Genomic DNA, 18,541 nt, shown 5'->3' with positions numbered 1-18,541 from the left:
CAATATATACGCGGATGATTGATTAAATCAACAGTATGCCGGTAATTGGATATAAATTACTCCCGGATCAGTTCGGCAACACCAACGCCCGAGTCGGCGGCACCGTAATAGACCCAGATACGACCATCGGGCCACTGAATCCAGCCATTCGAAAACACAACATTGGGGAAAAAACCTTCGCGCTCCCAGGGCAGTTCGGGCGTGAGCATGGGCGCATCGGAGCGGTCGATCACCTTAGCCGGGTCATCTTTGTCGAGCAATGCCAAAGCCAGTGAGTAGGAGTGAGTTGGGTCGGCACCATGATAGCAGAGCAGCCAGCCTTCGTCGGTCAGGATCGGTTCGGGACCGGCACCAATTTTGGCTCCTTCCCAGGCGAACGGATTATCGGCGATGCCCCGACCACCAAACAAAAACCGATGATTGCCCCAGTGAATACCATCTTCTGATTCGGCCAGCCAGATCGACGGTTTGCCAATATCAGACACCATGGGCCGGTGCAGGAGCATGTACTTCCCGTTAATCCGTTTTGGAAATAGCGCAACATCTTTGTTGGGGGGAGGCAAAATCATCCCGATCCGTTCTACCGTTTTAAAATCGGTGGTTACGGCCAGCCCAACGCCGGGTCCATGTTCCGATACGGCCGTGTAGGTAATCCAGTATTTTCCTTCAAGAAACGTGATACGCGCATCTTCAACTCCATATGATTCGTCCATTCGGGCGGGAAACAGAAACGGTTTTTCGTCGATGGTGAAGTGAATACCATCGTGGCTTCGGGCAAGGCGGAGGTGGCTAAGCGATGTTAAATATACGTTGCCTTCCAGCGCAATAACCCGTGGGTCGTAGGGTTCGGTTGGTTCGTTGAAGTGTTTGAGAACAAGACCGGGTACGCCATCTTTTTCTTCGATGAGCGGAATGGTAATCTGCCCTTGTTGGGGAGCCGGGGCTTCGGCAACGCGCAGAAGCAGAATTACTTCGTTGCCAACCAGACAGGCTGCCGGATTGAACGCGCCAAGTACGTCGAAACCCGACACAGAAGGAGCAACATCACTTGTTTTTAGAATCGGCTGATCTGATAACCGGCGGAGTCGATAATTTTTCATCAAAAAATTTATTTCGTAAACTGCTTAGTATTCTGGATTTCAAGCACAGACCGTTCGCGCAAATCTACACATGCATCAACTCATAATTTTGGATGGTGTTTATTTCCGTTTAGTCAATAAATTTACGGCGCGGCCAACCTTCCGCGAAGGTGCCGCGTTATCTGGGGTGAAATCACTTAAATAGACTATCTCAACCATGATTTACCAGCCAACATTTGATCTGGACGAAGACGTGCTGATGCTGAATCCTGACCCTGAAGCAGCCGCTTTTGACGATGATGATGAAGATGATGATTTCGACGGAGCCGAATTTGATGATCTGGGCACTGGCGCAGCCAGCGGGTACGGCGAAGATGACTTTGCCGACATTGAAGACGAATTCAGCGAAGACGATCTCGAACTCGATCCGGATTTAGACGACGATGACATCGACGACGACCTCGATGATGACAGTATGGAGTAATTAGTCCAAAAATTGAATCAACGTTATACTCATAAACTCGAAAAACATGACTCCAACGAAGGAAGAACCGCTAGTAACGACGGCAGACGCCGATAATACGGGAACAGCGCCCGATTCAGATACCCAATCGTCGGCGGCTAGTGAAGCCGGTGATCGTACTTCGGACGAAGGATCTCGTGCGCCAAACGATCCGGCCGAAGGTGCCGATGAGTAAACGTAGTAAACAGAGATCGGCCAACAGCAATCAGTTAGTAAACCGAAATGGCTTAGTTTCTGGCTGTTGGCTGTTCACTGATTACAGCCAGAAGTGTCTGACATTTTATTTCGGTTTCCTGCCATTCGCGCCTGGGGTCTGAATACTCGGTCAGGCCAGCTCCGGCATACAGGGTGGCAAGAGAGCCTTCCAGTTTCATACAGCGAATATGCACGAATAGATCACTGGCCGGTCCGTCGTTGTCTGGGTTGATATTTACCGGCCCCAGAAAGCCGCTGTAGAGTTCGCGGTCGTGGGGTTCGTGTTGTCTGATAAAATCGAACGCCACATCGCGGGGCATTCCACAAACTGCCGATGTTGGGTGGAGGAGCCGCAGCATAACCGTGCCCAGTTGTGGGTAGCGCACAGCTTGTGTGTCGACTGTGAAACTGGTGCCGAGGTGCATCAGATTGCCTGCAATAATGGTTTTAGGGCCTTCTTCAACGTATTCGCGCAGCCGTATTTTTTTGAAACATTCAATGATATAGCGGCTTACTATAGCCTGCTCTTCAATTTCTTTCTGCGACCACATTGCTTCCGATGGTTTTTTAGGCGTTCCATCGGCTTCGGTAGAGGGTTGGGTGCCCGCCAGTGAGTTGGTTCGGAAAATACCATGGGCATCAACGCTTACTAACCGTTCGGGCGTTGCGCTGATCCAGATTTGCCCTTTCTCGGGAATGGAAACCGCCGACACAAACGCTGTTGGGTAACGCTGACAGAGTTTGTCGAACAGAAGAACAGCATTTGGCGCGTCGGTAAATTGTAGCTGTTTGGTTCTGGATAATACTACTTTTCGGAATGCGCCCTGCCGCATGGCTTCGACAGCCTCAGCAACATTCGCTATGTATTCCTGCTCGGCATTATTGTCGGGCAAGGTTACGGGTGGCTGAGCCGTTTGGGGCTGTCCCGTACGGGAGCCGAGCGAAGCCAACAGGGTTTTCTTGAAGAGATCACCCGTTTTATTATTGGCAAGTTGAAAATCGCCGGGTTGATTATCCGAAAATACGGCCTGAACGTCGGCGCGGATGAATAAGGTGTTGGCGGGTGTTTCGGTTTCGGTATTCAGATTGTTGAATGGGCTAACCAGAAATCCCGCGGGTAATTCTTCCAGATCAGCCGAAACACGGGGTAACGTTTCGTCGAACGAAACAATCAGGTGCTTGTCGTGCTGATTTGGCAACCGCCAGAGGGCAGCCGGTAGGCCTAAGGTAAGCGCCGTTTCCCAAAAGTCGATGGGAGAGAGCCTGCGTTCGAGAGAGCGGGCGCTGGAAACTATCGTACTAACGGAATCAGATTGCATAGTCAATAACCGGCCGGATCAGGGGCGGTTATATGCGTAACAGTTTGTAGCATGAATTTGTGCTAAATATAATAAAACAGTTGTAGAACTTTTATTAAGTGTTCTACAACTGTTCTGATTTAGGCTTATTTGGGGATTTTACGGTCGATAAATAACTGTAGCCTGGAGGGTGGTATAAGATAAGCCAGGTTTAGTCTTTATATTCCAGCGTCAGGCAGTTGGCGCAGGAACTCGATTTGTTGTTCCCGTTGAATGCTGTAGTTATTGAACCATCGGCCGAATAGGTGCCACCTGCTGGGTTACGCAGAAAAATTCGCTGACCCGTAGGCCGGTATCGAGCCGAAATTTTATACTGGCCAATCGGAATATCCGGAAAGCGAGCATAATCGGCCGTGCCGCGCGGTCCACAGACAATGGATTCGGGTTCTGCAGTCGATCCGTCGATGCGGGGGCTCACGGGTGTAAAGGTGAAAACAATATTTTCGATATCGCTGATGCGACTTTCCCGGCTTTTATTGATTTTTACCTCACCGCCATAAAAACGATCAGTATGACCAGTGCGGGGGCCATACAGCCGCCATTCGAAGTTACACACCACACCGTCCTGACCAGTAAACACCTTTGGGTTATCGGGGTGCAGCATCAGCGTGAACTGACGTCCGTGATAAACACGTTCGATTTCAGCCGACATTTTCCAGGCACCGGCCGGGATCTTGATCCGATAGTTACCATTTGCATCGGTTTTTCCGGCAATCCGTTTGTTCGTGTCGAGCGTGCTTATGGCCATGATCATTGCGTTTGGGATAGGGTTTCCGCGCATGTCGAGGACTTTACCCATCGCAAACCCGGCATCTGATTCGGGGGCATAGCCGTTCTGCGTTTTGCAGCCTGCCGCAGTAAGCAACAGGCTCATCAGCAACAGTAAGACAATAGTTTTCATGCGTTGACATAGGAAGGTTAACAGAAAAGGCGCTATAGAACGTCTGCCGACGGACTAAACTTATTTTCTCTATACAAAGCTATTGTCACACATCAGCGAACAAATACTATTCTTCATGAACTGCTGATAATGGTGTATGAACCGTATAATTATGGGTCTGACTGGTGAAGGGGAAAACTATATGATGTTTACTTATCGATACTTTGGCTATTTACAATTGACTATCTGCCAGCACAGATCAATAGAAAGTAATTGTCTAACGCTAATCAGTATCGGATGTCTCGAAAGGGATTAACGTTAGACATAAGATTAGACACGTATGGCTATACTTACTGACTCACCCGGCCCGGTTCGCGGACGTTGGTGCCCGTTCGTTTTTGGATGTCGTCGCCCAGATCGGCGCGGGCTTCTTCGGCTAGTTTCTCCAGTTTAGCCACAATGTCGGGGTGTTGTTCGCGAACGTCGTAGCGTTCGCCCGGATCGCGACGAAGGTCATACAAGGCCTGCGAAAATTCGTGATTTTCGGTTGTGGGCCCCGGTTTGCCGCCCTGCCCAGGCAGAAAGCCTTCATAGGTACGGCCCGGATGCGCAAATACCAGTTTCCAGTCGCCCTGACGCACCGCTTCCAGACTGTTTTTGCGGTAATAATAGTAAAAATGATCGCGGGGCGTCACCGAATTGTCGCCTTTCAGCAGTGCAATCCAGTCGAGACCGTCAATGTGTTGCCTGGGGAGCCGGGCCCCGCAGAGTCTGGCAACGGTAGGCAGTATATCCAATGTTGTCAGCAACTTGTTCGAGACCCGACCCGCGGGTACTACACCGGGCCAGCGCACCAGACAGGGAACCCGGTGGCCGCCTTCAAACGACGTGCCTTTTCCTTCGCGGAATCCTCCTGCCGAACCGGCATGATCGCCATAGTTGAGCCAGGGACCGTTGTCGCTGATGAAAATCACCAGCGTATTTTTGTCCAGATTTTGTTTTTTTAGCTCGCCCAGAATCTGCCCGACCGAACCGTCTAGTTCAGTGATTACGTCACCATAAAGACCCTGTACTGTTTTGCCACGAAAAGCGGCCGAAGCGGCCAGGGGAACGTGGGGTAGCGGGTGCGGTACGTACAGGAAAAAGGGTTTGTTTTTATGACGTCGAATAAACGAAAGGGCTTTTTCCGTCACCGTCGACGTAATTTTGCTGGCATCATCCAGGTCTTTAATTTCTTCCTTTGGCTCGTTTCCGTCGATCCAGTGCAGGGGCGGGTATTTTGCGTGAGCCTGATTGGGATGCAGCGGCCACATATCGTGCGAGTAAGGGACACCATAATACTCATCGAAACCTTGTTGCAGAGGCAGGAATTGTTTTTTATCACCCAGATGCCATTTGCCGAAAATGCCGGTAGCGTACCCCTTCTCTTTCAATAAATCGGCCAGGGTTTCTTCGGTTGGATTCAGGCCGATAGGCGAATTAGGACCAAGGGCACCCGAGATACCCAGCCGGTTGGGATAACAACCTGTTAGCAAAGCGGCCCGCGATGCGCTACAGACGGCCTGCGCTACCAGAAAATTGGAAAAACGAGACCCTTCGGCAGCCATGCGATCCAGGTTGGGGGTCGAATACTCCAGCGCTCCAGTCACCGATAGGTCGCCATACCCCATGTCGTCCATAAAAAATAATACAACATTAGGAGGAGCAGGAGCTGGTTTACTGATCCGGGCGCTGATCAGTAAACCGGTGCCAACGAGCGCTAATGCGCTAACCAAAAGGGAGGGAAAACGTCGGGGAATTAATCGCATAAGAAGTAGTTGTTAAGAGAGCCGACTACGTTCCTGCTCGAACCCGTCAGCAATAAGGAATGGCAATATTATCAATTTGCGACCTTAGCCGTTGTTTTAGGGCTAATAATTTCCCAATCGTTAATGTGCGTAGGAGTATGTTCCCGAGCAACGATGACATCGAACTGACGAAGTAAAGCAGAATGTTGGGCCGCTACATCTGTCGTTTCGCTAATGTCGTTGGCCAGCATGGGCTCCCGAATTATACCTTCGTACACATCCATTTTCAAACCACGTAAAAGGTCAACGCTATGGAAGTAAGCTGATTAGGTGCCGCAGTTGAAGGTTGTGCCGTTGTGTACTAGACAACTTTTTCTAAAATAAAGTCTAAGCCATTCATTACCGCTTTACTTGCCCATCCAATCTTTAAAAGGTGTCAGTTTCTCGCGGCTGACGATCACTTCCTTGTCGATGTGGGGCTTAAGCTGGAGCGATAGCCGGTTACCAAAATACGGTTGAATTTGCTCGACGCTGGCAACCGAAACCAGAAACGACCGGTTGATGCGAAAAAAAAGTTTTGGATCGAGCATTGTTTCCAGTTCATCCAGAGTATAATCAACCGTAATCTTGCGGCCATCGACGGTTCTGAACTGGTTCATCTTGTTATCACTAAAGAAATAGGCTATCTGCTGCGTATCTACCGTAATCAATTTGTTGGCGTAGGTGACCAGAAACCGTTGTCGATAGTCTTTGGGACGAAATGTCTGCTGAATTTCCTGAAGAAGTGTTTCAACATGGAACATACGTTCCGTTCGGGCCGCCTTCGGCTGGCTGGTTAACCGGCGAAATTTTGCCAGGGCTGCTTCCAGCTCTTCCGTCTGGATGGGCTTCAGCAGATAATCGACGCTGTTGACTTTGAAGGCTTTAATGGCATATTCGTCGTATGAAGTGGTGAAAATGACCATGCAATCGACCTCGATTTCGTTGAAGATCTGAAAACTTTGCCCATCGGCCAGCTCAATGTCCATCAGAATCAGATCGGGGGCGAGTGGCTGACCGGAACCATTGGCACGTAGCCAGGCCACCGTTTCCCAGATACTGCCGGTTATGCCAACTACCGTAGCTAAGGGGTCAACTGCCGCCAGGGTTTTAATGAGTTTTTTGGCGGCAATTTCTTCGTCTTCAACAATCAGGATATTCATAGAAAAGTAGAGGGAATGGTTACCAAAGGCCCCCATCGTTCAATTAGTCATCAACGGAATCGTGACGGCAAACTCATGGTCGGTTTCCTCAACAAGTATTTCGCGCTGATTAAGCAGCCGGAATTTAGCCGCAATGTTGGCCAGGCCAAGCTGGGTTGAAGGCAAATGCTGATTTTTTTTTTGCAGATTATTTTTAACCGTAAGCTGACCATCGGGTTGGGTAATGATCTGTACGGTGAGGGGCTGCGTTTTGTGAATAATGTTGTGCTTAACGGCATTCTCCAATAGGAGTTGCAGGGTTAGCGATGGCAGAAGGTAGGCTTCAAAGCGGGGTTCTATCGCCAGTTTTAGATGCAGGCTATCGCCATAACGAGTTTTGAGCAAATGGAAATAGGAGCGGATAAACTGCATTTCGGTAGCCAGATTGGTTAGTTCATGCTCGTTGTTTCGTAACAGATAGCGATATACTTTGCTGAGTTCGTCCAGAAACTTTTCGGCTTGTTTGGCATCGTCGCCAATCAGAAACGAGAGCGTATTGAGGCTATTGAACAGAAAGTGCGGACTTACCTGCTGTTTGAGACTATCGAGTTGAGTTTGCAGGTTTTCCTTTTTCAGTGCTTCGGCTTCTTTTTCCGCTTTAATAAGCCGCTCAAAATAATAGGCAGCTTCCTGTACGCCCACAATCAATACGCTGAAAATAAGCGCCCCCGGAAAGGTGTTAAAGAAGGCCGACGCCGGATAGGGTTTATGAAAGCCCGTTGTGTTGATAATAATCATATCGAGCCAGTCGACCAGTATCGATGCCACCCAGCATAGAGGAAGTACCAGTATGATTCGCTTTCGGGTCTGCGACAGCAACGGAAATAACCTTCGGAAGAAAACCAGAATCCAGCGGTTGACCTCCCAGGTAGCGCTCGTCAGGCACAGAAATTCAAGTACATATTTGATCGTGGTGATGCCTAACGGCTGAACAAAAATCTGCATCGAATACAGATCCAGCAGCAACAATAAGCTGATTCCGCTGACGCGAATCCATCGATCATTGACAGGTTTCAAAATAAACTAAGTTAAGAACGTATCTCACGGTTAGCCCTAAAGATAAGCAGTCGGCAACTCCATGATCAAGTATAAACTGGCTGAATTGAGAAAAAAAAGGAATGAACCGTCAATGATCGCCTGTCAATTGTGGCAATGAGCCCGTTCCATAGCCGTATGAGCCCGTTAGAGCCAATAACAGTCTGTCCTGCTGCTAAAACGCTTAAACGGGCTTTTTCCTCAATCCATATCGGTCGTGCTTCTCACTCATGGATTACCCCGAAATCTTTGTGCTGTTACCCCGAATGAATTCGGGTACTATTATCCATTCAGGCACGTAAATTTTCATGAACAAACTATTGATTACCGTAGGGCTGGCCTGGCTGCTGGCCAGAACGGCCTCTGCACAATCGACACCAACAACGGTTGAGGTCGATTATCTGTCGCTCGTTAATGCCGAACGAACATTCGCTGCTTATACCGAGCAGGAAGGCATTAAAGCAGGCTTTTTTCGGTTTCTGGCACCAACAGCTCTGGTGATTGTACAGAAAAAATTTGCATCCGGAAAACCGCTTTACGAAAAGTCGGCTTTCATTCCGGGTTGCCTGTCGTGGTGGCCAGCGTATGCCGATATATCGGCATCGGGCGATTTCGGCTATACGACGGGACCGTTTGAGGTTCGCCCAAAAGGAAAGACCGACGCGCCGGTTGCCTTTGGTCATTTCACTACGGTGTGGCAAAAGAACAGTAGTGGCGTTTGGGAAGTACTGATCGATGTCGGTATTCAGCACGACCGGCCAGTGCCATCGGTAGCCGACTTGGTGACTCCTGCCAGTTTTCACCAGAAACATACGGCCGACGTAGACACAACCGAACGGCGTAGTGAACTGATCGAAGCCGAAAATCAGTTGGCACAACGGGCCGGAGGGCAGTCGTTGCAGGTAGCTTATCAGTATGCGCTGGCGAAAGAGTTCCCCGTTCGTCTTTACCGGGCCAGTCGTATACCTTCCGTTGGGTTGGAGGCCGTTACAGTTGCTAAGCTGGAAACGATACCGGCCGAATATACACTGACAGGGGTAAAAATAGCTTCATCGGGCGATATGGGGTTTTCGTATGGATATGTGGCCTATGAGCAAAAGGCGGGTGCATTCCTGCGAATCTGGAAACGGTGGCCCGATTCATCCTGGAAAGTAGTCCACGAAGTGCTGGATTTATAGTTAGTGATTGGTATATTGGTTATTGAATTGTTTGTCAGCAGTTTATCTGATGATCAATGACCAATATACCAATGGCCCAACGCCTAATACGTTCCCTTATACCGATGGTCGAATCGTTTCTGTCGAACGGGATGGAGTGGAATTTGCAGGCCGTTTGTCGATTCGAGCCAGTCGAAGACCTGATTACGCATATCATGCGCAATTTCCTGATGTTCAGAACTACGAATGAGGTTGTTAACTTCCTGCGGATCGTTTTGCAGGTCGTAAAGCTCATTGGCGTCCCAGACGCCGTAATTAAAGATGTATTTGTATCGACTCGTTCGAACACCAAACATAGTTGGGGTTTGCGGAAAATCGGCTTCCCAATAGTATTCATAAAAAGCCCGGTCGCGCCAGGGGATGGTTTCGCCCTTCAGAATCGGCAAAAACGAATTTCCCTGCATTTGCGACGGTTTGGCGAGGCCAGCATAGGCCATCAGCGTTGGTGCAATATCGACGTTCTGGATCACCTGTTCTACTTTAGTGCCTGGCTTTACAACGGCCGGACACCGAACCAGTAACGGCACCCGCATCGACTCTTCATACATATGCCGCTTATCGATCAGGCCATGTTCGCCAAAGCTGAACCCATTATCGCCCATGTAGACCACCAGCGTTGTTTCAGAAAGCTTATTGTCTTCCAGCCATTTCAGAATCCGGCCTACACTATCGTCGACACCCATCAGCGTTTCGCAGTAGCGGTGATAAAAATCGTTGAAGCCAATTTGGCCGTGATACATATAATCGACGCCGTGCCAGCTATAGCGCTGGTTTTTAACCCAGTTTGGCATGTCGGCCATGTTCACCTTCAACTGCCTGGTTTCGGGGCTTTGCGAGGGTTTGGGCCCCCAGATTTTACTGCTGTCGGTGGCCGTCAGATACATACTCTGCGGGTAGTTGATGGGCATATTGCGGTACATACCCCGGTGACGTTTAGCGGGCTGAAACTCGGCATGAACAGCCTTGTGCGACAGATAGAGGCAAAACGGTTTGGCTTTCTCCAGCGAATTGAGCCATTTAATGGCGTAATCAGTTAACAGATCGGTGGTATAGCTGCTATCGGAATAGCTAACCTGCTTTCCGTTGATATTGAACGTCGGATTATAATAAACGCCCTGCCCTTTAAAACTAAGCCAGTAATCGAAACCGGGCTGGGGAGCATCGTCGGTGTTGCCCATGTGCCATTTGCCCAGAAAAGCCGTTTTGTAGCCTGCTTTTTGCAGATACTGCGGAAAGAATTTCAGGCCAGGTGTTAGTGGCGCAAAATTGTCGACCACTTTGTGGGTATGTGCATATTGCCCGGTCAGAATACTGGCTCGGCTGGGCGAACAAAGTGCTGTGCTGACAAAGGCATTGCGCACATGAGCGCCTTCGTTGGCCAACCGGTCCAGGTTAGGCGTATTCAGCCCGGCAACCTTCCCCGTAAAACCCATGAAATCATACCGGTGATCGTCGGCCAGGATGTAAATGATGTTTTTGGGAGTGGGAGGCTTCGGATTGAATGGTAGAGTTTGAAACCGAAAGGAGGCTAACAAACTAATAAGAATCAATGTGCTTAGGCAGCTTAGGAAAAAATGCTTCATTCTGTTGGAACGTTTGGAACACAGATGATACAGATGCGACGGAGTAGCACCGATTGGAGTCCTGGCTAGATAAACAACAAAATTGTGAATACTTACTGATTATATCAAAAAGCAACCGATTGAGCAACTAAGGGCGATCTGTACCAATAAAGATGTTATCACCCGCGACAAATTGCCCAACTGGCGGTCTGCAACGAAACAGAAAGCGCGGCAGTAAGGGTCTATTAGGAGTTGAATAGAGGCTGTCAACTGGCTTGCAGAAGGCCGGTAACCTGAACCAGCGTTCTGCGTTTCCAAACATTACAGTAAAAAGTAAACGGAAAAGGAGCAGATTTTTGATCTGCTTTTTTTTGCCACCATCCGCTATTTACTAAAAAGTAGCCATAGAGCGGATTTGCCAACGTTTTTCTGATTAGGTAGCTGAGTAAAGCACTTTAAAGAATAGATTTGTGCACACAGATGACTTCTCTTTGAACAAAAACAATCTATTCAATGCAAAGAAACACTGCATTTCGCTTGCTCTTTATCGTGCTAAACGTCCTGTCAATACAGGGTATTTTAGCGCAAACCCTTCGCCCGCCCGCCTATCCGCTTATTACGCATGACCCTTATTTCAGTGTTTGGAGTACGACCGATAAGCTGACCGATTCGCCTACGCGCCACTGGACAGGCAAGCCGCAATCGCTCGAAGGCATTATTCGGGTAGATGGCAAAGCCTATCAGTTTCTGGGAGCGGTGCCAACTGCCTACGATCCAATTTTGCCAACGGCCGAACTACAACCTTATACGGCTCAGTATACAACCACCAAACCTGCCGATGGCTGGGAAAAGCCCGATTTTGATACCAGCGGATGGGCTACGGGAGCCGGGCCGTTTGGCGATACGCCCGAAGCACGCACGCGCTGGGTCAATAGCGAAACCATGAAAGATGGTATTTTCTTTCGACGCGAATTTACGTATGACGGAAAAGCAAATCCGGCCACGCTGTTGCTGGCCCTTAATCACGACGACGATGTAGAAATCTATCTGAACGGAACGCAAATCCTGTCGAAACCCGGTTATATTAACGAGTATGTTTACCTGCCCTTATCGGCGGCTGGGCAGCAGGCACTGCAGCCGGGGAAGAATGTACTGGCCGTTCATTGTGTGAGTCCCCGTGGCGGTTCATTCGTCGATGTTGGTATTGTGCAGCCCGTAAAAACGGCACCTATCAATACCGCCGAACAAACATCGGTAATCGTATCGGCTACGCAAACCCGCTATACATTTACGGCTGGTCCGGTTAAACTGACCGTAAATTTTCTGTCGCCGTTATTACTCGACGAACTGGACGTAGCGGCCCGTCCCGTATCATACATAACTTTTACGACCCAGTCGAACGATGGTAAACCGCACACTGTGCAAATCCTGTTCACCGAAGCGGGAACGATTGCTTCGAACACGGCTGGACAGAAAGTGCTGGCCAAAGCTGGGCAAACAGCAGGGTTGAGTTATCAGACAATCGGGACGGAAGCGCAGCCGATTCTGGCCAAAAAAGGCGATAATGTGCGTATCGACTGGGGATATGCATATCTGGCTGTGCCACAATCGGGAGCGAATGCCAAAACCGCATCGGGTGTGTTGGGAACCCTGAAACACACTTTTCTGACCAATGGTCAACTACCGGCCTCATCGGCCAAGCTCACCGCCGAACCCGCTCAGACAATGGCGCTGGCGACGGTGCTGAACATGGGGGCCGTCGCGAAACCAGTGGAAAAACATATTATGCTGGCGTATGACGACATTTATTCGGTGCAGTATTTTGAGCAGAACCTGCGAGCCTGGTGGCGTCGCGAGGGTAAGCTAACCATGCCAGGATTGTTGCAGATAGCTGAGAAAGACTACAGCCGACTGCGTCAGAAATGTACGGCATTTGATGCCCGGCTCCGAACCGATGCCCAAAAAGCCGGTGGGAGCGAATACGCTGACTTATGTGTGCTGGCCTATCGGCAGGCTATTGCTGCCCATAAAATTGTTGCCGGGCCTAAAGGTAATCGCACAACCTGGCCGGTGTTTTTCTTTTCGAAAGAGAACTTCTCGAATGGCTCTATCGGTACTGTGGATGTGACTTACCCCTCGGCACCGCTGTTTTTGCTCTACAATAATGAGTTAGCCAAAGGCCTGCTACGGTTTATTTTCGATTATAGCGAATCGGGACGCTGGAAGAAAGACTTCCCGGCGCACGATGTTGGAACGTATCCGCTGGCCAATGGGCAGACCTATGGTGAAGATATGCCTGTGGAAGAAGCCGGTAACATGATTATTCTGACAGCGGCAGCCGCTCAGGTTGATGGTAAGGCCGACTTTGCCCGCGAACACTGGCCAACGCTAACCAAGTGGGTTAGTTTTTTGAAACGGGATGGCTTCGACCCTACTAATCAGCTTTGTACCGACGATTTTGCCGGGCACCTTGCCCGTAATGCTAACCTGTCGGCAAAAGCCATTATGGGAATTGCCTGCTATGGCAAACTAGCCCGTATGCTGGGCGATCAGAAAACAGCCGATGAAAATTTGGTACTGGCCCGCGAGATGGCAAAGAAGTGGATGCAGATGGATGCCGACGGCGACCACTATGCGCTCACCTTCGACAAACCCGCCGGAAGCTGGAGCCAGAAGTATAACATTGTTTGGGATAAACTATTGGGGCTTGATGTATTTCCTGACGAGGTAGCCAGCAAAGAAATAGCGTTCTACCTCAAACATCAGAATACGTATGGGTTGCCACTCGATAGCCGCAAAACCTACACCAAGTCAGACTGGATTATGTGGACCGCCACGCTTGCCAGTTCCGATGTCGATTTTCGGGCATTTGTGAAGCCCGTCTGGATGTTTGCCAATGATACCCCCGATCGCGTACCGCTGACCGACTGGCACGAAACAACCAATGCGAAACAGGTTGGTTTTCAGGCTCGTTCGGTTGTGGGAGGCTATTTTATCAAGATGCTCGAGCAGAAGCTGAAAGCCAAAGCCGGAAAGTAATAGCTCGCGTTGGTGGATACTATTTGCCGTTCCCCAAAAAATGGTTGACCTGTTGATGTTTTAGCCGAAATTTTACCCAACTTTAATGGTCAATCCAAACTACTACTACAATGACAAATACGCGTATCAGCCGGGTTTTTATGCTGGCCTTGGCCGGTGTGTTGATGACAATGGTTGCCTGGGCTCAGGGCGATAAAGCTAGTCGGCCCAGTCCACCAGCCACGGCTACTGGTAAAATTGATGGGGCTACTATTACAATCAACTATAGCAGTCCGTCCGTGAAAGGGCGTCAGGTTTGGGACCCGAGCGGAAATCTGGCTCCGTATGGCAAAGTGTGGCGGGCCGGAGCAAACGAAGCCACTACATTCGAAACCGATAAGGCTATCAAGGTAGAAGGGAAGGAGTTGCCCGCTGGCAAGTATGGTTTTTTTGCCATTCCCGGCGAAAAAGAATGGACCATTATTTTCAATAAGGTACCAAATCAGTGGGGCGCTTTCAAATACGACCAGGCTCAGGATCAGTTGCGGGTGACTACAAAGCCCAAAAAATCGGCGCAGATGAACGAACGGCTCGTATACGACGTAACCAACAAAGCGGTTGTGCTGAAATGGGAGAACGTTGAAGTGCCCGTTGCCATTAAGTAAGCTTCTCAATAGGCACGAAAAAGAAGAGCCGCTCTGCTTTGTTTCAGAGCGGCTCTTCTTTTTCGTGCCTATTGAACCAGCCAGAGGCCGTTATGGATAGCCGAATTACCCTACTTTCAGGTCGTGCTCAGCTTTAGATATTCCATATTTAGCCGAATTAGCAGCATCATCAACAGCATTGTTATACTCGGCTTTAGCCTTGTCTTTGGCACCTTTTGCTTCGTTCTTGTACTGATTATATTTATTTTCAGCCTGATTGGCATATTGATCGACTTTATTTTCGGTAGTGCCAACCAGTTGGTCAAATTGTGATTTTAGTTGTGAAACACCTTCTTCCCACTGATTCTGTAGGTCGTTGGCGCGTTGAGTTAACTTGTCCCGGGTTTCTTTTCCGCTGCGGGGGGCTGTTAAATAACCGATTGCCAACCCCGCTAATACTCCTCTTAGAAAGCTCATGATTTTGACTGTTTTTAGACTAGTTCTGGTATAGTCATCAACCGCTAAAAACTATGCCAGCCTACTTTAACTGAATATAGGCCATTCATTATCAGTTGTTTATGTTTTGTGCATTCTGCTCCGTTGCCCAACCGCTGGCCGATTACGAGTATTTTATTCTACAACATAGGGGTTCGAATGGGGCACATACTCCGCCAACCTATGGGGCATTCGATTGGTGGCGAAAGAAAAAGGTCGTTACCGAAGCAACGACCTTGAATAGATATTCCTGATAAAGACTGGTATCAATACCGCTTTTCGGCAATTACTTCACGAATATCGCTGATAATCTTACCCGCCAAATGATCGGCGGTTGCCAGTGTGTCTGATTCAGAATAGATGCGAATGATCGGTTCTGTGTTGGATTTCCGTAAGTGAACCCACTCTTTGTCGAATTCGATTTTAACGCCGTCGATAGTATTGATAGGATTACGGGCATATTTGGCCTGTATACGCTCCAGAACTGCATCAACATCGATGTCGGGCGTAAGCTCAATTTTATTCTTGGAAATGTAATAATTTGGGTACGTTCGGCGCAGCATCGACGCCGATTTACCTGATTTGGCCAGATGGGTTAAAAACAGAGCAATGCCAACCAGTGCGTCACGACCGTAGTGCAGATCAGGATAAATGATACCACCGTTGCCTTCGCCACCAATTACGGCATCTTTTGCTTTCATCATTTCAACCACATTTACTTCGCCAACTGCCGATGCAAAGTGTTGCCCGCTGTATTTTTGGGTGATATCGCGTAATGCTATCGTGCTCGACAGGTTTGAGACGGTGTTGCCGGGTTTATGTTTGAGAATATAATCGGCAACAGCTACCAGGGTGTACTCTTCGCCAAAGGGTGAGCCATCTTCGCAGATAAGGGCCAGCCGATCAACATCAGGATCAACCACAACACCCAAATCGGCATTGCCCTTTTCCATCTCTTTGATGATGTCGCGTAAGTTTTCGGGCAGCGGCTCAGGATTATGAGCGAAGTGGCCAGTAGGTTCACAGTGCAGCTTCGTTATTTTTTCGACCCCCAGTGCTTCCAGCAGCATTGGCACTGCCAGACCACCGGTTGAGTTAACGGCATCGACCACAATTCGGAAATTGCGGGCTGCAATGGCAGCACGATCGACCAGGGGCAATGCCAGGATCATGTCGATGTGTTTTTGTAGCCAGGTCGAATCGGACTGATACTGGCCTAGCTTACGCACTTCAGCAAAATCAAATGCTTCGGCTTCGGCAATGGCCAGAACCTGGGCACCGTCGTCGGCCGAAATAAATTCGCCTGTCTCGTTGAGCAGTTTTAGCGCGTTCCACTGGATAGGATTATGGCTGGCCGTGAGAATAATACCACCGGCTGCACCTTCGCTCGGGACGGCCAGCTCAACTGTCGGGGTAGTCGACAAACCGAGGTCTATGACCGTCAGGCCTAAGCCCTGTAGGGTAGCCACTACGAGCTTCGATACCATCTCACCCGATAGTCGCCCATCGCGACCAATGACTACTGTTTGTTTTTCGGGGTTTCGTTGCCGAACCCACTGGCCAAAAGCGGCCGTAAACTTAACCACGTCTAAAGGCGTCAGTCCGTCTCCGCTGCGCCCTCCAATCGTTCCTCGAATACCGGAAATAGACTTTATTAATGCCACGTGAAGGGTCTGATAAGAATTCTGATAAGGTTACAAAGATACGTGTCTGCTGTTTGGCAACTGGTGCCGGTTACAAAAAAAGATAACGGTTTGAGATCGATAAACCGCTAATCGCTAAACTATTTAGATAAAGACTAAATCAGAGCGTAAGGTCGACCTGGCCGCACCCAGGAAAGTGCCACTAATGGGCGCTGCCAGGTCGGGCTTTGCGGTTGAGGTCAGAAAAACATGGCGGTTAACAACAACCGATCCTTCAGTTGGGTCGAAGCCGCGCCAGCCAGCACCGGGTAAATATACTTCGGCCCAGGCATGGAGCTGATGTTCCTGCTGCGGATTTCCGAACAGATAGCCACTCACAAAGCGGGAGGCAATGCCCAGGCTCCGGCAGGCTGCCATAAACAGGGTGGTATAGTCGCGGCAGGAACCTTTGCGCAGGGTGAGCGTTTGTTCGGGTGGAAATGGTGCGCCTTCTTCCCTGATTTCGTAAGTAAAGTCCCGAATGGCCTGGTTGAGCAGCATCAGAAAAGAGGTCGTTTGCCACTTCGCTTTAGCCGCTATTTGTTTGGCCCAGTCTTCAATACGATGTGTTACGCCAACCCGCTCCAGATACGGATGCAACAGATCCTGTTCGTATTTTGGATAGCGAAACGGAACGCGTTGGGTCTCGAAAGGGAACAGAACAAAATCGAATGAGTTGAATTCGTCGGATTGTAGCTTGATTTCAGCCGAAACGCGCAGGTGATTTGTTGGATGGCCAAAGTAAGCCAGTTGCTGCACATTGCCCTCCACATCAATATTGCGTACGATTCGGGTTGGGGCTGGGTCGATAATCAGCTTGTAGTCCAGTAAACGCTGATAGGGATAGGTCCGGGGGTAGAGGTATAACGTTTGTGGATTGAGAGCAACAGGACTATCGTAAGTATATTCAGAATCGTGCCGAACGTGGAGCAACATGGGATAGAATGATAAATGATGAATGATGAATGGTTTTGGTACTAATTCATCATTTATCATGGAGTTAGACTTTTTTTACTGAACGCACTTTTTCGAAAATGGGGTCCATCCAGTAGGAGGGAAGTTTACGAACCGAGTTGCTTAGCAGCGCGCTCCACTGGTGCGAAACTTCGTCCATATCTTCTTTGTCGAGACGATATTCTGTCATGTGGAAACTATCTTTCGGATAAATGACCACATCAAGTGGATAGTCGACGTCGTTGGCACTGACGCGCGTAGCATCGAAGGCCAGAAAGCCGATTTTCAGGGCTTCCTGCAAACTGGTTTCGTAGGAGAGATTTCGGAAGAGCAGGGGCTTGCCATAACCCGAGTTGCCAATAATCTTGAAGGGAGAGCCCTGGTCAACCTCCACCCAGTTGCCTTCTGGATATAGCAAAAAGAGTTTGTGTTCTTCATCGTCTTCTAACTGACCACCAACAATAGCATTCAGGTTAAAATTCAGACCGCTGGCCAGAATGGATTCTTTATCTTCCTGAGCCACTCGCTTCACCTGTTCGCCAAAGGCATTGACCGCTTTGTATAACTTATTGAATGAGCGATCCTGCTCAGAAATGACTTCTTTAAAATAGGTAATGGCCTTGTCGCGCACCGACCGCAGGCCTGAGGTCATGATAAATAAGGAGTGATTTTCAACTTCATGGACCGAAATTTTGCGGTTCGATGACACTTCGGAACCCGAGGTTAATCGTCTATCGGCGATGGCTACCAGGCCTGATGCAACTTTTATTCCTAAGCAATACGTCATTCTGTACAGTGGGAAAAGCAAGTAGTAAACCCAACAAATATACAGCTTACCCTCGTTTTTGTTGGGTATTACGGTCGTCTTTTC

The 18,541-nt window shown here is 49.2% G+C and carries 17 protein-coding genes; 5 read left to right on the top strand and 12 right to left on the bottom strand.

The genetic code is table 11. The annotated features are described in order from the left end of the window. Positions 1 to 56: 56 nt before the first annotated feature. The gene (locus WBJ53_RS24035) at positions 57 to 1,100 is read right to left on the bottom strand and encodes a glycoside hydrolase family 130 protein (RefSeq protein ID WP_338870924.1); all 1,044 of its coding nucleotides are present in this window, start codon (positions 1,098 to 1,100) and stop codon (positions 57 to 59) included. A gap of 196 nt (positions 1,101 to 1,296) precedes the next feature. Between WBJ53_RS24035 and WBJ53_RS24030 the strand changes: the two genes are divergently transcribed. Both WBJ53_RS24030 and WBJ53_RS24025 read left to right on the top strand, forming a co-directional pair. Further along, positions 1,297 to 1,563, top strand: a complete 267-nt coding sequence (locus tag WBJ53_RS24030) for an adhesin (protein ID WP_338870922.1) — start codon at positions 1,297 to 1,299, stop codon at positions 1,561 to 1,563. Between the two features lie 46 nt (positions 1,564 to 1,609). Further along, a complete protein-coding gene (locus tag WBJ53_RS24025) occupies positions 1,610 to 1,777 on the top strand; it encodes a hypothetical protein (RefSeq protein ID WP_338870920.1) in 168 nt (55 codons plus the stop codon). Between the two features lie 52 nt (positions 1,778 to 1,829). Here the strand turns inward: WBJ53_RS24025 and WBJ53_RS24020 are convergent, their stop codons facing one another. From WBJ53_RS24020 to WBJ53_RS23995, 6 genes are all read right to left on the bottom strand, one after another. Beyond that, a complete protein-coding gene (locus WBJ53_RS24020; protein WP_338870918.1) occupies positions 1,830 to 3,116 on the bottom strand; it encodes a chorismate-binding protein in 1,287 nt (428 codons plus the stop codon). Positions 3,117 to 3,306: 190 nt separating this feature from the next. Then, the gene (locus WBJ53_RS24015) at positions 3,307 to 4,056 is read right to left on the bottom strand and encodes a carboxypeptidase-like regulatory domain-containing protein (protein WP_338870916.1); all 750 of its coding nucleotides are present in this window, start codon (positions 4,054 to 4,056) and stop codon (positions 3,307 to 3,309) included. A 329-nt stretch (positions 4,057 to 4,385) separates the two neighbouring features. Then, complete coding sequence (locus WBJ53_RS24010; RefSeq protein ID WP_338870915.1) at positions 4,386 to 5,843, bottom strand: sulfatase; 1,458 nt, start codon at positions 5,841 to 5,843, stop codon at positions 4,386 to 4,388. 71 nt (positions 5,844 to 5,914) lie between these two features. After that, complete coding sequence (locus WBJ53_RS24005) at positions 5,915 to 6,106, bottom strand: hypothetical protein (protein WP_338870913.1); 192 nt, start codon at positions 6,104 to 6,106, stop codon at positions 5,915 to 5,917. A gap of 123 nt (positions 6,107 to 6,229) precedes the next feature. Beyond that, positions 6,230 to 7,024 carry a LytTR family DNA-binding domain-containing protein gene (locus WBJ53_RS24000; protein ID WP_338870911.1) on the bottom strand — a complete coding sequence of 265 codons (795 nt, stop codon included), beginning with the start codon at positions 7,022 to 7,024 and terminating at the stop codon, positions 6,230 to 6,232. 39 nt (positions 7,025 to 7,063) lie between these two features. Continuing rightward, the gene (locus WBJ53_RS23995; protein WP_338870909.1) at positions 7,064 to 8,080 is read right to left on the bottom strand and encodes a histidine kinase; all 1,017 of its coding nucleotides are present in this window, start codon (positions 8,078 to 8,080) and stop codon (positions 7,064 to 7,066) included. A gap of 326 nt (positions 8,081 to 8,406) precedes the next feature. Between WBJ53_RS23995 and WBJ53_RS23990 the strand changes: the two genes are divergently transcribed. Further along, positions 8,407 to 9,276 carry a hypothetical protein gene (locus tag WBJ53_RS23990; protein WP_338870907.1) on the top strand — a complete coding sequence of 290 codons (870 nt, stop codon included), beginning with the start codon at positions 8,407 to 8,409 and terminating at the stop codon, positions 9,274 to 9,276. Positions 9,277 to 9,359: 83 nt separating this feature from the next. Here the strand turns inward: WBJ53_RS23990 and WBJ53_RS23985 are convergent, their stop codons facing one another. After that, the gene (locus tag WBJ53_RS23985) at positions 9,360 to 10,898 is read right to left on the bottom strand and encodes a sulfatase (protein WP_338870905.1); all 1,539 of its coding nucleotides are present in this window, start codon (positions 10,896 to 10,898) and stop codon (positions 9,360 to 9,362) included. A 492-nt stretch (positions 10,899 to 11,390) separates the two neighbouring features. On the opposite strand from WBJ53_RS23985, the gene WBJ53_RS23980 reads away from it, so the two are divergent. Both WBJ53_RS23980 and WBJ53_RS23975 read left to right on the top strand, forming a co-directional pair. Further along, complete coding sequence (locus tag WBJ53_RS23980) at positions 11,391 to 13,916, top strand: DUF4965 domain-containing protein (RefSeq protein ID WP_338870903.1); 2,526 nt, start codon at positions 11,391 to 11,393, stop codon at positions 13,914 to 13,916. Positions 13,917 to 14,026: 110 nt separating this feature from the next. Then, positions 14,027 to 14,560: a DUF2911 domain-containing protein gene (locus tag WBJ53_RS23975; RefSeq protein WP_338870901.1), complete on the top strand. Its 534-nt coding sequence runs from the start codon at positions 14,027 to 14,029 to the stop codon at positions 14,558 to 14,560. A gap of 105 nt (positions 14,561 to 14,665) precedes the next feature. On the opposite strand, the gene WBJ53_RS23970 is transcribed toward WBJ53_RS23975, so the two are convergent. From WBJ53_RS23970 to WBJ53_RS23955, 4 genes are all read right to left on the bottom strand, one after another. Then, positions 14,666 to 15,016 (bottom strand): YtxH domain-containing protein, encoded by a 351-nt coding sequence (locus tag WBJ53_RS23970; RefSeq protein ID WP_338870899.1) that lies wholly within the window; start codon positions 15,014 to 15,016, stop codon positions 14,666 to 14,668. A 284-nt stretch (positions 15,017 to 15,300) separates the two neighbouring features. Further along, positions 15,301 to 16,698 carry a phosphoglucosamine mutase gene (gene glmM, locus WBJ53_RS23965; RefSeq protein WP_338870897.1) on the bottom strand — a complete coding sequence of 466 codons (1,398 nt, stop codon included), beginning with the start codon at positions 16,696 to 16,698 and terminating at the stop codon, positions 15,301 to 15,303. A 123-nt stretch (positions 16,699 to 16,821) separates the two neighbouring features. Beyond that, the gene (locus WBJ53_RS23960) at positions 16,822 to 17,652 is read right to left on the bottom strand and encodes a transglutaminase family protein (RefSeq protein WP_338870895.1); all 831 of its coding nucleotides are present in this window, start codon (positions 17,650 to 17,652) and stop codon (positions 16,822 to 16,824) included. 64 nt (positions 17,653 to 17,716) lie between these two features. Beyond that, positions 17,717 to 18,457 (bottom strand): peptidase, encoded by a 741-nt coding sequence (locus WBJ53_RS23955; RefSeq protein ID WP_338870893.1) that lies wholly within the window; start codon positions 18,455 to 18,457, stop codon positions 17,717 to 17,719. Between the last annotated feature and the right edge of the window lie 84 nt (positions 18,458 to 18,541).

The organism is Spirosoma sp. SC4-14 (genome assembly GCF_037201965.1).
In the GTDB taxonomy this organism is placed as follows: Bacteria; Bacteroidota; Bacteroidia; order Cytophagales; family Spirosomataceae; genus Spirosoma.
The sequence above is the reverse complement of the archived record's forward strand: the minus strand, read 5'-3'. Positions and strand labels throughout refer to the sequence as shown.

What these genes read in the sequence shown, in the direction of transcription:
- WBJ53_RS24035 (WP_338870924.1), bottom strand. Translation starts at nt 1,100, where the DNA reads ATGAAAAATTATCGACTCCGCCGGTTATCAGATCAGCCGATTCTAAAA.
- WBJ53_RS24030 (WP_338870922.1), top strand. Translation starts at nt 1,297, where the DNA reads ATGATTTACCAGCCAACATTTGATCTGGACGAAGACGTGCTGATGCTG.
- WBJ53_RS24025 (WP_338870920.1), top strand. Translation starts at nt 1,610, where the DNA reads ATGACTCCAACGAAGGAAGAACCGCTAGTAACGACGGCAGACGCCGAT.
- WBJ53_RS24020 (WP_338870918.1), bottom strand. Translation starts at nt 3,116, where the DNA reads ATGCAATCTGATTCCGTTAGTACGATAGTTTCCAGCGCCCGCTCTCTC.
- WBJ53_RS24015 (WP_338870916.1), bottom strand. Translation starts at nt 4,056, where the DNA reads ATGAAAACTATTGTCTTACTGTTGCTGATGAGCCTGTTGCTTACTGCG.
- WBJ53_RS24010 (WP_338870915.1), bottom strand. Translation starts at nt 5,843, where the DNA reads ATGCGATTAATTCCCCGACGTTTTCCCTCCCTTTTGGTTAGCGCATTA.
- WBJ53_RS24005 (WP_338870913.1), bottom strand. Translation starts at nt 6,106, where the DNA reads ATGGATGTGTACGAAGGTATAATTCGGGAGCCCATGCTGGCCAACGAC.
- WBJ53_RS24000 (WP_338870911.1), bottom strand. Translation starts at nt 7,024, where the DNA reads ATGAATATCCTGATTGTTGAAGACGAAGAAATTGCCGCCAAAAAACTC.
- WBJ53_RS23990 (WP_338870907.1), top strand. Translation starts at nt 8,407, where the DNA reads ATGAACAAACTATTGATTACCGTAGGGCTGGCCTGGCTGCTGGCCAGA.
- WBJ53_RS23985 (WP_338870905.1), bottom strand. Translation starts at nt 10,898, where the DNA reads ATGAAGCATTTTTTCCTAAGCTGCCTAAGCACATTGATTCTTATTAGT.
- WBJ53_RS23980 (WP_338870903.1), top strand. Translation starts at nt 11,391, where the DNA reads ATGCAAAGAAACACTGCATTTCGCTTGCTCTTTATCGTGCTAAACGTC.
- WBJ53_RS23975 (WP_338870901.1), top strand. Translation starts at nt 14,027, where the DNA reads ATGACAAATACGCGTATCAGCCGGGTTTTTATGCTGGCCTTGGCCGGT.
- WBJ53_RS23970 (WP_338870899.1), bottom strand. Translation starts at nt 15,016, where the DNA reads ATGAGCTTTCTAAGAGGAGTATTAGCGGGGTTGGCAATCGGTTATTTA.
- WBJ53_RS23960 (WP_338870895.1), bottom strand. Translation starts at nt 17,652, where the DNA reads ATGTTGCTCCACGTTCGGCACGATTCTGAATATACTTACGATAGTCCT.
- WBJ53_RS23955 (WP_338870893.1), bottom strand. Translation starts at nt 18,457, where the DNA reads ATGACGTATTGCTTAGGAATAAAAGTTGCATCAGGCCTGGTAGCCATC.